This window comes from Streptomyces sp. NPDC016851, assembly GCF_055562795.1.
Genome location: NZ_JBVHEP010000006.1, coordinates 329,977 through 343,127, shown reverse-complemented (window position 1 = coordinate 343,127; position 13,151 = coordinate 329,977). Strand labels below are relative to the sequence as shown.

The window sequence follows — 13,151 nt, the reverse complement described above, 5'->3', positions numbered from 1 at the left end:
CTACCAGCGGCCCTACACCAGCAACACCGAACGCACCGCCGCCCTGGCAGACTTCCTGCACACCTACAACCACCACCGCGGCCACACCGCACTCGGCGGCCACCCACCCATCACCCGCGTGAACAACGCTCCGGGTCAATACATCTAGGCCCCGCTTACAGGGCCTCGTCGTCGGTCGGCTCGTCCTCGGCCCGTAGGCCGGCCACCCACAGCGGCATGACCCAGTGGACGACGAGGACGGCGATGAGGAGGGGTGCCGCGTAGGCCTTCGGGGCGTTGCCGTCGACACCGCCCGTGATCAGCAGAGCGGCCGCCGTCGCGGCCAGGAGCAGCGTGGTCATGCGGTGAGCCCTGGCCAGGACGCGGGTGCGTTCGGCCGACTGCCGCTCGTCCAGTACGCGTTCGCGCAGCTCCAGCAGGCCCCGGGTGGCGCTGTTGATGACGCCGGTCGCGATCATCCAGGGAAGCAGCAGCACCGCCATCGCGGCGACGGGCCACAGGGGCTCGCCCTTCGCGAGGAAGAAGTGGGTCATCAGTGCGCCGATGGCCACGGTGAGGGTGATGTGCGCGGTGACGACCAGACGCCGGCGTGCGGCCGTGGCGTACCAGGCCTGGCCGCGGCGGTCGTTCATCAGCCGCAGCATGGTCCGGTCGTAGCGGGTCAGGCGTGTCGTCGTCATGGCTGGTTCCTCCCGTAGATCTCGTCCGTGAGCGGCCGGAATGGTTCGAGGGAGAACAGGGCCTCGACCGGCAGATCGAAGAACTTCGAGATCTTCAACGCCAGGTCGAGGCTCGGGTTGTACTGCCCTCGCTCGATGTAGCCGATGGTCTGGTAGTGGGCTCCCACTGCCTCGGCCAGGCTCTGGCGCGACACCTTCCGTTCGGCGCGCACCATGGCCAACCTGTTGTGCACCTGCTCGCTCATGTATAAGAAGTACTACATTCGGAGGTAGCTTTACAACCTGCTTTACAACTGGCTTTACAACCCGGCGATCACCTCGGCCGCAGCCCGGCCGCAGACGCGGGCCGCGCCGTGGGTGGCGATGTGCAGGGCGCCGCGGGGTGCGGCCTGGGGGACGCCCATCTCGACGACGATGGTGTCGGGGCGGGCCGCCAGCAGGGTGTCGAGGGCCGAGGCCATCCAGGGGTGGCGGTGTTCGTCGCGGACGACGGCGACGATGCGCCGCGGGCCCGCCGCCTGGAGTGCCGCCCGTCCGGCGCTCTCACCGGCACCGGCATCGCTCTCGTGGCCGTCCTCCACCTTGCCGTCCTCCGCAGAGAAGCTGCCCGTCACCGTGCCCGGCAGGAGGTGGACGAGTTCGGCGGCGATGCCCCAGGGAGTCTCGTCGCCCACCGCGATGTTGGCGACGGGGGTGAGGGCGGCGACGTAGGGCGGTTCGGTGACGGGCTCGAAGGTCTCCGGAGTCCCCAGTCCCGGGGCGACGGTGACCGTGAGGGCGCGGCGGGCGGCGTGCAGGCCGATCTCGCTGCCGTGGGTGTCCTCGGGTGCGCGGTTCGCCGTGCTCGCCCAGCGGGTCAGCGCCCGGACCCGGTGCGCGGCCTCGGCCAGGCGTTCCTCGGGCAGTTCGCCCGTGCGGACCGCCGCGACGAGGGCGTCGCGCAGGCGCCGTACGGTCGCGTCGTCGGACAGGCCGCCGCCCACGCAGATCGCGTCGGCACCGGCGGCGACGGCGAGGACGCTGCCGCGTTCGATGCCGTAGGTGCCCGCGATGGCCCGCATCTCCATGCCGTCGGTGACGATCAGGCCGTCGTAGCCGAGTTCGCCGCGCAGCAGGCCGGTCAGGATGCGGCGGGAGAGGGTGGCCGGGCGGTCGGGGTCCAGGGCCGGGACGAGGATGTGGGCGCTCATCACGGCCCGGCTGCCGGCGGCGATGGCCGCGCGGAACGGGGTCAGTTCGCGGCCGCTCAGCACGTCTTCGGGGACGTCGATGCGCGGGAGGGCGTGGTGGGAGTCGACGGCCGTGTCGCCGTGGCCGGGGAAGTGCTTGGTGCAGGCGGCGACTCCGGCGGACTGGAGGCCCGTCACATAGGCCGCGGTGTGCCGGGCGGCCAGTTCGGTGTCGGCGCCGAAGGAGCGGACGCCGATCACCGGGTTGCGCGGGTCGGAGTTGACGTCGGCTGACGGGGCCCAGTTGAGGTTCACGCCGCAGGCGGCGAGACGGCGGCCCAGTTCGTGGGCGACCTCTCGTGTCAGCTCCACGTCGTCCACCGCGCCGAGGGCGTGGTTGCCCGGGAAGGAGGAGCCGGTCCGCACCTCCAGGCGCGTCACGTCACCGCCTTCCTCGTCGATCGCGACCAGGACGTCGTCGCGCTCGGCCCGCAGTTGTGCGGTCAGCGCGGCCAGTTGGCCCGGCGAGGCGATGTTGCGGCCGAACAGGCCGACGGAGGCGAGGCCCTCGCCGAGCCGGCGCAGCAGCCAGTCGGGGGCGGTGGTTCCGGTGAAGCCGGGCTGGAGGACCGTCAGGGCGTCACGGGTGAGCGTGTCGGTGGCGCTGGCGAGTGTCGTCATGGGGCGGGGTCATCCCTTCACGGCGCCCGCGGTCAGGCCCGCGGCCATCTTGCGCTGGACGAGGAGGAAGAGGGCGACGATCGGCACGGCCATCATCGTGGCGCCGGCCATCATCGGGGCGTATTCGGTGCCGTGTTTGGTGGTGAAGTTGCCGAGCCAGACGGTCGCCGTCTGGTTCTTCTGGCTGAGCAGCATCAGGGCGTACAGGTACTCGTTCCAGGCCTGGATGAAGCCGTAGACCGAGGTGGCGACCATGCCGGGGGCCAGGAGCGGGAAGACGACCCGCAGGAAGGCACCGGTGCGGGAGCACCCGTCGACCATGGCCGCCTCCTCCAGCTCCTTCGGGATGTTGACGATGAAGCCCCGCAGCGTCCACACGGTGAACGGGAGGATGAAGGTCAGGTACGTGATGATGAGGCCGGTGAGCCGGTCGTACTGGCCCAGGTCGTTGAGCAGCAGGAACACCGGGATGATCATGGCGACCAGCGGGACCATCTGGACCGCGAGAATGCCCACGATCACGATCTTGCGGCCGCGGAAGGCGAAGCGGGAGATGGCGAGCGCGGCCAGCAGCCCCACGACCATGCCGATGACGACCACCGCCAGCGACACCACCATGCTGCGGCCCACCGGACCCCAGAAGTCGGCGATGTCCAGCGCCCGGCCGAAGTTGGCGAAGGTGATGCCGGTCGGCAGCAGGCCCGGGTCCGGGTCGATGGCGTCCTTGGCGGGCTTGAACGCCGTGTTGAGCATCCAGTACAGCGGGAAGCCCGCGGTGACGAAGACCAGGAGGCCGAGGACGTTCCACCAGAGCTTCGGCGCCCGGCGGCCGGTCAGCGTGCTGCTCATTCGACCTCTCCGATCTTCAGCATCTGCCGCATGTAGACGGCGACCACGCCGAGCAGCAGCACGACGGTGACCAGCGCGATGGCCGAGCCCTGGGCGTAGTCGTTGACCACGAACGCCCGGTCGTAGGAGTAGGTGTTGAGGACCTGGAACTCCGGCTCGGGGTGGCCGTTGCGCATCACGAACACCTGGGGGAAGACGCCCATGTCCCAGATGACCGACAGGGTCGTGAGCATCACGATGATCGGCTTGAGGACGGGCAGGGTGACGTAGCGGAAGACGCCCCAGGCGCCGGCGCCGTCGAGGCGGGCCGCCTCCTCCAGTTCCTTCGGCACCTGGGTGAGACCCGCGCTGAGCGTGATGACCACGAACGGCACGGCGCCCCAGACCACCAGCAGCATGATCACGGCCAGTCCCTCGGGCCCGCTCGCGAACCAGTTGTGGCCGATCATCTCGACGCCGGGCAGCTTGCTGAGCAGCGCGTTGAAGACGCCGTAGTCCGAGTCGAAGAGCCACTTGAAGACCGTGGTGGCCACGATGACGGGCATGCCCCAGCTGGCCACCAGCACGATGTTGATGAGCACCTTCAGCCAGCCGGAGACCCGCTGGAGCAGCAGGGCGATCGCCATGCCGATCACCATCGTGAAGACGACGGCCCCGGCGGCGAAGACGATCGTGCGGACCACGACGGTCCAGAACTCGCCGTCGCCCAGCACCTTCGCGAAGTTGTCGAACCCGACCGACTCGGCCGGCTGGAAGCCCCACAGCTGGGACTGCCCGAACTTCTGGAAGGACAGGGTGACCAGACGGGCCAGCGGATAGCCCATGACCAGGGCGAGGATCAGCAGGCAGGGCGCGAGCAGCAGCCAGGGGACCGAGGTCGCGCCCGACGGCCGGTTCGCCCGTGGCCGCTCGGCGGCGGGAGGTGGCGGTGCCTGCCGCGGTGGCGGCACCTTGACGGGTGTGGTGGTGTCTGCGGCACTCATCGCGCGCTCCTCGGCGGTCCCTCAGGTCTGGACGACGGCGGGGCTCCCGGTCAGGAGCCCCGCGCGAAGATCACTTCGTGTTGATGACCTTGTCGATCGCGGCGTCCGCGTCCTTGGCGGCGGCCTCGACCGACTTCTTGCCGGTGCCGATGCTCTGGAGCATGGTCTGGAGGATCTGCGCCTTCTCGACCTGACCCCAGCCGGGGGCCATCGGGACGAACCAGTTGGACTCGGCCGCGGTGGCGGGGACCGCCGTCTTCGGGTCGTTCTTCAGCGTCGCGAGGTCGGTCTTGTTGTTGGGCAGGTTGCCCTTGGCCATCAGGCCCTTCTGGCCGGAGGAGCCGGTGAACGCGTTGATCCACTCGGCGGCCAGGGCCTGCGCGTCGGACTTCACCGGGACGGCGAGGTCGGAGCCGCCCAGGAAGACGGGCATGTTCTTGCCGGACGGGCCGGGCATCACGAAGTTCTCGAGGTTGCCCTTGAGCTTGCCGGACTTGTCGTTCTTCGGGTCCTCGGCGGTCGCGCCCTCCCACGCGGCGGCGAAGATCATGGCGGACTTGCCCTGGCCGTAGACGATGTAGCGGTCGGACTCGTCCTTGGTCTTGTCGCCGTGCATGTAGGAGTCGATGACGTTCTTGAACTCCTTGAGGCCCTTGAGGGACTCGGGCGAGGAGAGGGAGGCCTTCCACTGGCCGCCCGACTCGGTGGCGATGGCGCCGCCGGCGTCGTAGACGAAGGACATGGCCGCGTACCAGTCGCGGGTGGGCTGGTACCAGGCGCTGAACTTGTCGCCCTGCTTCTTCTGGATCTTGTCCAGGGCGGCGGTGAGCTCCTTGTAGGTCTTCGGGGGCGTCTTCACCCCGACCGAGCCCGCCATGTCCCCCCGCCAGTTGGCGACGCGGCCGCCGGCGTAGTACGGGACGCCGTAGGTCTTGCCCTCGTAGGTCACCGAGGCCTTGAGGCCGTCCAGCCAGGCGTCCGAGTTGTCGAACGTGCCGGCGTCGAGGGGGGCGAAGGCGCCCTTGACCATGTAGCCGAGCATCTCGGTGTTGCCCATCTCGACCACGTCGGGGGCCTTGTCGGTGGCGAGGACGGCGTCGAGCTTGGCGTTCTTGTCGGGCCAGCCGTAGTACTCGTGGTTGATCTTGAGACCGGGGTGCTTCTTCTTCACCGCCGCGTCGGCGGCCTTCACCAGGTCCGGCCAGTTGTTCTGCGCGTCGACGGTGAGCCAGACGGTCAGCTCCTTGGCGTCCGCGCCCTTGTCCGAGCCCCCGCTGCCGCCCTCGCCCCCGCACGCCGCGATGGAGACCACCATGCCCGCGATACCGATCGCGGATATCAGCTTGCGCTTCACGCCACCCTCCTCAGGGATGCCACCGACCCCCCTGCTCCCCGAACGTGGGGCCAGGACCCTGGACCAATGGTGTAGACCAGTAGGGGGAGCTTGGACCAGACCAGCAGGCCTGTCAAGGGTCCGGAATAAGCTCTGACCAGCCGTTATGCGACCTACATATGCAGGAACCTTTAAGTAAGAACCCGGCGAAAACCCGGCCGGACACGGCATACTCCAGGTAGACCACTTGGAGTTGTGGACTAGACCAAAAGCGCCGCCGACGGTATACAAGTGAGATCGTGTCGGCACAGGAGCCGGGAAGGCGGACCATGAGCACCGACATCAGCAGTGCGGAGAACGAGAGCGGGGCACCCGTCCGTACCGCACGCGTGCCCAAGTACTACCGCCTGAAGAAGCACCTGCTCGACATGACCGAGACGCAGGCGCCCGGCACGCCGGTCCCGCCCGAGCGCACCCTGGCGGCGGAGTTCGACACCTCGCGCACGACCGTGCGCCAGGCGCTCCAGGAACTGGTCGTCGAGGGCCGGCTGGAGCGCATCCAGGGCAAGGGCACGTTCGTCGCCAAGCCGAAGGTCTCGCAGGCGCTGCAACTGACCTCCTACACCGAGGACATGCGCGCCCAGGGCCTCGAACCCACCTCGCAGCTCCTGGACATCGGCTACATCACCGCCGACGACCGCCTCGCCGGGCTGCTCGACATCACGACCGGCGGGCGGGTGCTGCGCATCGAGCGGCTGCGCATGGCCAACGGCGAGCCGATGGCCATCGAGACCACCCACCTCAGCGCGAAGCGCTTCCCGGCCCTGCGCCGGTCCCTGGTGAAGTACACGTCCCTCTACACCGCGCTCGCGGAGGTCTACGACGTCCATCTCGCGGAGGCCGAGGAGACCATCGAGACTTCGCTGGCCACACCGCGCGAGGCCGGCCTGCTCGGCACGGACGTCGGCCTGCCGATGCTGATGCTCTCCCGGCACTCACTGGACCGGGACGGCCAGCCGGTGGAGTGGGTGCGGTCGGTGTACCGGGGGGACCGGTACAAGTTCGTGGCGCGTCTGAAGCGTCCCCAGGAGTAGCGCGCGCGGGGCGGTGCGACTGCTGCTGAGCTCGGTTTCTTTTGGGTACCGCATTACGGACGAGGGGTTCCGTTCCCGCCGCACCCTGACCTAGATTGCCTGCGCATTGCACAGGTGATCACTGAGGGGACGGAGCCGCCTGATGTCGCAAGCCCCAGAAGCCGGCAGAGGGGCGACGGTGACGCCGATGCGCGTCGTCATCGCTCTCTGCCTCATAGCGCCCTTCGTGGCCATGTTGTGGGTCGGCTCGTACGCCAAGACCGACCCGGCCTTCATCGGGATCCCGTTCTTCTACTGGTACCAGATGGCGTGGGTGCTGATCTCCACGGCGCTGACGATGATCGCCTACAAGCTGTGGCAGCGTGACCAGCGCGCCCGCTCTGCCGCGAAGGGCGGTGCGTCGCAGTGAAGGACGGCGTGAACGGCGTCGCACTCGCCGTCTTCATCTTCTTCTTCCTGGCCGTCACGGTCATGGGCTTCCTGGCCGCGCGCTGGCGCAAGGCCGAGAACGAGCACAGCCTCGACGAATGGGGCCTGGGCGGCCGCTCGTTCGGCACCTGGGTCACCTGGTTCCTGCTGGGCGGCGACCTGTACACGGCGTACACCTTCGTGGCCGTACCGGCGGCGATCTACGCGGCGGGCGCGGCCGGCTTCTTCGCGGTGCCCTACACGATCCTCGTCTACCCGCTGATCTTCACGTTTCTGCCCCGCCTGTGGTCGGTCTCGCACAAGCACGGGTACGTGACGACGTCCGACTTCGTGCGCGGCCGGTTCGGCTCGAAGGGCCTGTCGCTGGCGGTGGCCGTGACCGGCATCCTGGCCACGATGCCGTACATCGCGCTCCAACTGGTCGGCATCCAGGCCGTGCTGGACGTCATGGGCGTCGGCGGCGGTGAGGACACCAACTGGTTCATCAAGGACCTGCCCCTGCTGATCGCCTTCGGTGTGCTGGCGGCGTACACGTACTCGTCAGGTCTGCGTGCACCGGCGCTGATCGCGTTCGTGAAGGACACCCTGATCTACATCGTCATCGCGGTGGCGATCATCTACATCCCGATCAAGCTGGGCGGCTTCGACGAGATCTTCGCCAAGGCCGGCGAGGCGTACGGTCAGACCAACCCGGCGACGGGCGCTCCGCGCGGTGCGCTGGTGCCGGCGGAAGCGGGGCAGTGGACGTACGCCACGCTGGCGCTGGGCTCCGCGCTCGCGCTCTTCATGTACCCGCACTCGATCACGGCGACGCTGTCCTCGAAGAGCCGTGAGGTGATCCGCCGCAACACCACGATCCTGCCGCTGTACTCGCTGATGCTGGGCCTGCTCGCCCTGCTCGGCTTCATGGCGATCGCGGCCGGGATCAAGGTGCAGAACGGGCAGCTGGCCATCCCGCAGCTGTTCGAGACCATGTTCCCGGACTGGTTCGCGGGCGTGGCCTTCGCGGCGATCGGCATCGGGGCCCTGGTCCCGGCGGCCATCATGTCCATCGCGGCCGCGAACCTCTTCACCCGCAACATCTACAAGGACTTCATCAAGCCGGACGCCACGCCGGCCCAGGAGACCAAGGTCTCCAAGCTGGTGTCGCTGCTGGTGAAGGTGGGCGCGCTGGCCTTCGTCCTCACCATGGACAAGACGGTCGCCATCAACTTCCAGCTGCTGGGCGGCATCTGGATCCTGCAGACCTTCCCGGCCCTGGTGGGTGGCCTGTTCACCCGCTGGTTCCACCGCTGGGCGCTGCTCGCGGGCTGGGCGGTCGGCATGGTCTACGGCACGGCCGCGGCGTACGGCGTCGCCTCGCCGACCCAGAAGCACTTCGGCGGCTCGTCGAAGGAGATCCCGGGCATCGGCGAGATCGGCTACATCGGCCTCACGGCGTTCGTCCTGAACGTCGTCGTCACCGTCGTCCTGACCTTCGTCCTCAGGGCCCTGAAGGCCCCCGACGGCATCGACGAGACCAAGCCGGAGGACTACACGGCGGACGCGGGCGACCCCGGCGTCCAGGTGGAGCTTCCGCCGGCGACGGCGGGCACCTCGCACTGACTCGCAGGTGACAGCGGGCCGTCGGTGAGAAACCGGCGGCCCGTTGTCGTACCCGTCCCGCACACTCGGACCATGGACATCCTCATCCGGCGGGTGAAGCCCGCCGAACACGCCGCCCTCGGCGAGATCACCGCCCAGGCCTACCTGAAGGACGGCCTCCTCGACTTCGGGGAGAGCGACGAATACCTCGGCGAACTCAGGGACGTGGCCAAGCGGGCCACCGCCGCGGACGTCCTGGTGGCCACCCAAGGCGAACACCTCCTCGGTGGCGTCACCTTCGTCCCCTCCGGCGGTCCCATGGCCGACATCGCCCGGCCCTCGGAAGCCGAGATACGGATGCTCGCCGTCGCCCACGAGGCCCGCGGGCGCGGCGCCGGACAAGCCCTCGTCCGCGCCTGCGTCGACCGCGCCCGTGCGACGGACGGCTGTGTCCGCGTCGTCCTGTCCACACAGCGCACCATGCACTCCGCTCACCGCATCTACGAACGCCTCGGCTTCGTCCGTACCCCGGAGCGCGACTGGAACCCGATTCCGGAGCTCGCCGACATCACTCTCCTCACCTACGAGTTGACACTGTGAAACCGTCGCGACACTACATCTAGGGGTGCTTTTGCCACCCGGCACAAGATGTATGCTCGTGCTCGCTGTCGCCGCAGGGGAATCCGGTGCGAATCCGGAACTGTCCCGCAACGGTGTACCCATGCCTTTTTATGCCTGCATGGGAGTCAGTCCGAGGACCTGCCGACAGCGCGCCCGGCCGTCCGGCCGGTGTGCCTGACGTCCGGGCCTCGTGGAATGGGCCGGTGGACGCGACGCCGCGTGCGCTCGCGTGCTGCCCCCTGCCCTGCGAGGCCCCCGTGCCGAGCGAGGGAGAGCCCCACGTGACCATCGCGCCAGCCGATCCGGTCTCAGCCGCCGAAGAAGAGCACGACGGTCCTGGTGCCGCGCTGCTGCGGACCCTGACCGAGCTGACCGCCGACCTGCCCGACGCCGACCCCGGCCGGGTCGCCGCCGCCGCGCTGCGCGGCCGGTCCGCGCGGGCCGACGAGTCGGAGTTGCGCGAGCTGGCGACCGAGGCGGCCGCCGGCCTCATCTCCGAGGATCCCGCCTACTCCCGGCTGGCCGCGCGCCTGCTGACGATCGGCATCCGCGCCGAGGCCGCCTCGCAGGGCGTCACGTGCTTCACCGAGTCCGTCGCGGTGGGGCACCGGGAGGGCCTCATCGCCGACCGGACCGCCGAGTTCGTGCGCGTCCACGCCGCCCGTCTCGACGCCCTGATCGACACGGCCGCCGACGACCGCTTCGGCTACTTCGGCCTGCGCACGCTGCACAGCCGCTACCTGCTCCGCCACCCGATCACCCGCAAGGTGATCGAGACGCCCCAGCACTTCATGCTGCGCGTCGCCGCCGGTCTCGCCGAGGACAACACCCGCCGCTCCGTCGACGAAGTAGCCGCGCTCTACGGGCTGATGAGCCGCCTCGACTACCTCCCCTCCTCCCCCACCCTCTTCAACTCCGGCACGCGGCACCCCCAGATGTCGTCCTGCTACCTCCTCGACTCCCCCAAGGACGAGCTGGACTCGATCTACGACCGCTACCACCAGGTGGCGCGGCTGTCGAAGCACGCCGGCGGCATCGGCATCGCGTACTCCCGCATCCGTGCGCGCGGTTCGCTGATCCGCGGCACCAACGGCCACTCCAACGGCATCGTCCCGTTCCTGAAGACCCTCGACGCCTCGGTCGCCGCCGTGAACCAGGGCGGCCGCCGCAAGGGCGCAGCCGCGGTCTACCTGGAGACCTGGCACTCCGACATCGAGGAGTTCCTGGAGCTGCGCGACAACACCGGCGAGGACGCCCGCCGCACCCACAACCTGAACCTCGCGCACTGGGTGCCCGACGAGTTCATGCGGCGGGTGAACGCCGACGCGCCGTGGTCGCTGTTCTCCCCGTCGGACGTGCCCGAGCTGGCCGACCTGTGGGGCGAGGAGTTCGACGCCGCGTACCGGGCGGCCGAGGCGAAGGGCCTGGCGAAGAAGACCCTGCCGGCCCGCGAGCTGTACGGCCGCATGATGCGCACTCTCGCGCAGACCGGCAACGGCTGGATGACCTTCAAGGACGCCGCCAACCGCACCGCCAACCAGACGGCCGAGCCGGGCCACGTCGTCCACTCCTCCAACCTCTGCACGGAGATCCTGGAGGTCACCAGCGACGGCGAGACGGCGGTCTGCAACCTGGGGTCGGTCAACCTCGGCGCGCTCGTCGACCAGGCCGGCGGGGACATCGACTGGGAGCGGCTGGACGAAACCGTCCGCACCGCCGTGACGTTCCTCGACCGGGTCGTGGACATCAACTTCTACCCGACCGAGCAGGCGGGCCGTTCCAACGCCAGGTGGCGCCCCGTCGGCCTCGGAGTCATGGGCCTCCAGGACGTCTTCTTCAAGCTGCGCCTGCCCTTCGACTCGCCCGAGGCCAAGGCGCTCTCCACCCGCATCGCCGAGCGCATCATGCTCGCCGCCTACGAGGTCTCCGCCGATCTCGCCGAGCGCAACGGCCCGTTGCCGGCCTGGGAGAAGACCCGCACGGCCAAGGGGGTGCTCCACCCCGACCACTACGACGTGGAGCTGACCTGGCCGGAGCGCTGGGCGGCCCTGCGCGAGCGCGTCGCCGCGACCGGCATGCGCAACTCCCTGCTCCTCGCCATCGCGCCGACGGCCACGATCGCCTCGATCGCGGGCGTGTACGAGTGCATCGAGCCGCAGGTGTCCAACCTGTTCAAGCGCGAGACGCTGTCCGGTGAGTTCCTCCAGGTCAACTCCTACCTGGTGCAGGAGCTCAAGCGGCTCGGCGTGTGGGACGCACGCAGCCGGGAGGCCCTGCGCGAGGCCAACGGCTCGGTGCAGGACTTCGCCTGGATCCCCGAGGACGTGCGCGCCCTCTACCGCACGGCGTGGGAGATCCCGCAGCGCGGCCTGATCGACATGGCGGCGGCCAGGACCCCGTTCCTGGACCAGTCACAGTCCCTGAACCTCTTCATGGAGACGCCGACCATCGGCAAGCTCTCCTCGATGTACGCCTACGCCTGGAAGTCCGGGCTGAAGACGACGTACTACCTGCGTTCGCGCCCGGCGACCCGCATCGCCCGCGCGGCCCAGGCCGCTGTCCCCGGGCAGGCCACCCCGGACCCCGACGCGGTCGCCTGCTCCCTGGAAAACCCCGAGTCCTGCGAGGCCTGCCAGTAATGAGCACCCAGAACCTTCTCGACCCCGGCTTCGAGCTGACCCTCCGCCCCATGCGCTACCCGGACTTCTACGAGCGCTACCGGGACGCCATCAAGAACACCTGGACCGTGGAGGAGGTCGACCTCCACTCGGACGTCGCCGACCTCGCCAAGCTCTCCCCCGCGGAGCAGCACCTGATCGGCCGGCTGGTCGCGTTCTTCGCCACGGGCGACTCGATCGTCGCCAACAACCTGGTGCTGACGCTGTACAAGCACATCAACTCCCCCGAGGCGCGGCTGTATCTGAGCCGCCAGCTCTTCGAGGAGGCCGTGCACGTCCAGTTCTACCTGACGCTCCTGGACACCTATCTCCCCGACCACGACGACCGGGCGGCGGCCTTCGCGGCCGTGGAGAACATCCCCTCCATCCGCGAGAAGGCCGGGTTCTGCTTCAAGTGGATGGACTCGGTGGACCAGCTGGACCGGCTGGAGACGCAGGCCGACCGCCGCCGTTTCCTGCTGAACCTGATCTGCTTCGCGGCCTGCATCGAGGGCCTGTTCTTCTACGGTGCCTTCGCGTACGTGTACTGGTTCCGCAGCCGGGGCCTGCTGCACGGTCTGGCCACCGGCACCAACTGGGTGTTCCGCGACGAGACGATGCACATGTCGTTCGCCTTCGACGTGGTCGACACCGTCCGCAAGGAGGAGCCGGAGCTGTTCGACGACCGGCTCCAGCAGGAGGTGACGGACATGCTCCGCGAGGCCGTCGAGGCCGAGCTGCAGTTCGCGCGCGACCTGTGCGGGGACGGCCTCCCGGGCATGAACACCGAGTCGATGCGGCAGTACCTGGAGTGCGTCGCCGACCAGCGGCTCACCCGCCTGGGCTTCGCTCCGGTCTACGGCTCCGAGAACCCCTTCTCCTTCATGGAGCTCCAGGGGGTTCAGGAGCTGACCAACTTCTTCGAGCGGCGGCCCTCCGCGTACCAGGTGGCGGTGGAGGGCACCGTCGACCTGGACGAGGACTTCTGAGGCAGCTCGCCTTCGCGGGCCTCCTGGGCCTCCCTGATCTGACGGTCGACGCGCCGGTCGCGGACGATACCGATCACTGACG

General features: G+C 69.1%; 12 protein-coding genes, 1 pseudogene and 1 riboswitch. Of the genes and pseudogenes, 7 read left to right on the top strand and 6 right to left on the bottom strand.

The annotated features are described in order from the left end of the window. A pseudogene (locus ACZ3I3_RS13170) lies at positions 1-148 on the top strand (IS481 family transposase); the annotation flags it as partial. Between the two features lie 7 nt (positions 149-155). Here ACZ3I3_RS13170 and ACZ3I3_RS13165 read toward each other — a convergent pair. The 6 genes from ACZ3I3_RS13165 to ACZ3I3_RS13140 all read right to left on the bottom strand — a co-directional run bounded on the left by ACZ3I3_RS13165 (position 156) and on the right by ACZ3I3_RS13140 (position 5,716). Continuing rightward, positions 156-680, bottom strand: coding sequence for a hypothetical protein (locus tag ACZ3I3_RS13165; RefSeq protein WP_467364540.1), 525 nt, complete (start codon positions 678-680; stop codon positions 156-158). Then, complete coding sequence (locus tag ACZ3I3_RS13160) at positions 677-925, bottom strand: helix-turn-helix transcriptional regulator (RefSeq protein ID WP_397859564.1); 249 nt, start codon at positions 923-925, stop codon at positions 677-679. Before ACZ3I3_RS13160 ends, ACZ3I3_RS13165 begins: the two co-directional genes overlap by 4 nt. A gap of 54 nt (positions 926-979) precedes the next feature. Further along, complete coding sequence (locus tag ACZ3I3_RS13155) at positions 980-2,530, bottom strand: glycoside hydrolase family 3 protein (protein ID WP_467364539.1); 1,551 nt, start codon at positions 2,528-2,530, stop codon at positions 980-982. Positions 2,531-2,539: 9 nt separating this feature from the next. Further along, positions 2,540-3,379, bottom strand: a complete 840-nt coding sequence (locus ACZ3I3_RS13150) for a carbohydrate ABC transporter permease (protein ID WP_467364538.1) — start codon at positions 3,377-3,379, stop codon at positions 2,540-2,542. After that, entirely contained in the window at positions 3,376-4,362 is a 987-nt protein-coding gene (locus tag ACZ3I3_RS13145; protein ID WP_467364537.1) for a carbohydrate ABC transporter permease, read from the bottom strand. The genes ACZ3I3_RS13150 and ACZ3I3_RS13145 overlap by 4 nt, the downstream gene beginning before the upstream one ends. A 70-nt stretch (positions 4,363-4,432) precedes the next feature. Next, on the bottom strand, positions 4,433-5,716 hold the full coding sequence (locus ACZ3I3_RS13140) for an extracellular solute-binding protein (protein WP_467364536.1): 1,284 nt from the start codon (positions 5,714-5,716) through the stop codon (positions 4,433-4,435). Between the two features lie 308 nt (positions 5,717-6,024). Between ACZ3I3_RS13140 and ACZ3I3_RS13135 the strand changes: the two genes are divergently transcribed. The 6 genes from ACZ3I3_RS13135 to ACZ3I3_RS13110 all read left to right on the top strand — a co-directional run bounded on the left by ACZ3I3_RS13135 (position 6,025) and on the right by ACZ3I3_RS13110 (position 13,069). After that, complete coding sequence (locus ACZ3I3_RS13135; protein WP_279545326.1) at positions 6,025-6,789, top strand: GntR family transcriptional regulator; 765 nt, start codon at positions 6,025-6,027, stop codon at positions 6,787-6,789. Between the two features lie 142 nt (positions 6,790-6,931). Beyond that, a complete protein-coding gene (locus ACZ3I3_RS13130; RefSeq protein ID WP_399406767.1) occupies positions 6,932-7,198 on the top strand; it encodes a DUF3311 domain-containing protein in 267 nt (88 codons plus the stop codon). Beyond that, a complete protein-coding gene (gene mctP / locus ACZ3I3_RS13125; protein WP_467364535.1) occupies positions 7,195-8,823 on the top strand; it encodes a monocarboxylate uptake permease MctP in 1,629 nt (542 codons plus the stop codon). Before ACZ3I3_RS13130 ends, mctP begins: the two co-directional genes overlap by 4 nt. 72 nt (positions 8,824-8,895) lie before the next feature. Next, on the top strand, positions 8,896-9,402 hold the full coding sequence (locus tag ACZ3I3_RS13120) for a GNAT family N-acetyltransferase (RefSeq protein ID WP_467364534.1): 507 nt from the start codon (positions 8,896-8,898) through the stop codon (positions 9,400-9,402). 52 nt (positions 9,403-9,454) lie between these two features. Beyond that, positions 9,455-9,583: riboswitch (cobalamin riboswitch) on the top strand. Positions 9,584-9,704: 121 nt separating this feature from the next. Beyond that, positions 9,705-12,062 (top strand): ribonucleoside-diphosphate reductase subunit alpha, encoded by a 2,358-nt coding sequence (locus ACZ3I3_RS13115; RefSeq protein WP_467364533.1) that lies wholly within the window; start codon positions 9,705-9,707, stop codon positions 12,060-12,062. After that, on the top strand, positions 12,062-13,069 hold the full coding sequence (locus tag ACZ3I3_RS13110; protein WP_467364532.1) for a ribonucleotide-diphosphate reductase subunit beta: 1,008 nt from the start codon (positions 12,062-12,064) through the stop codon (positions 13,067-13,069). The genes ACZ3I3_RS13115 and ACZ3I3_RS13110 overlap by 1 nt, the downstream gene beginning before the upstream one ends. Positions 13,070-13,151 lie beyond the last annotated feature (82 nt).

What these genes read in the sequence shown, in the direction of transcription:
- ACZ3I3_RS13165 (WP_467364540.1), bottom strand. Translation starts at nt 680, where the DNA reads ATGACGACGACACGCCTGACCCGCTACGACCGGACCATGCTGCGGCTG.
- ACZ3I3_RS13160 (WP_397859564.1), bottom strand. Translation starts at nt 925, where the DNA reads ATGAGCGAGCAGGTGCACAACAGGTTGGCCATGGTGCGCGCCGAACGG.
- ACZ3I3_RS13155 (WP_467364539.1), bottom strand. Translation starts at nt 2,530, where the DNA reads ATGACGACACTCGCCAGCGCCACCGACACGCTCACCCGTGACGCCCTG.
- ACZ3I3_RS13150 (WP_467364538.1), bottom strand. Translation starts at nt 3,379, where the DNA reads ATGAGCAGCACGCTGACCGGCCGCCGGGCGCCGAAGCTCTGGTGGAAC.
- ACZ3I3_RS13145 (WP_467364537.1), bottom strand. Translation starts at nt 4,362, where the DNA reads ATGAGTGCCGCAGACACCACCACACCCGTCAAGGTGCCGCCACCGCGG.
- ACZ3I3_RS13135 (WP_279545326.1), top strand. Translation starts at nt 6,025, where the DNA reads ATGAGCACCGACATCAGCAGTGCGGAGAACGAGAGCGGGGCACCCGTC.
- ACZ3I3_RS13130 (WP_399406767.1), top strand. Translation starts at nt 6,932, where the DNA reads ATGTCGCAAGCCCCAGAAGCCGGCAGAGGGGCGACGGTGACGCCGATG.
- ACZ3I3_RS13120 (WP_467364534.1), top strand. Translation starts at nt 8,896, where the DNA reads ATGGACATCCTCATCCGGCGGGTGAAGCCCGCCGAACACGCCGCCCTC.
- ACZ3I3_RS13110 (WP_467364532.1), top strand. Translation starts at nt 12,062, where the DNA reads ATGAGCACCCAGAACCTTCTCGACCCCGGCTTCGAGCTGACCCTCCGC.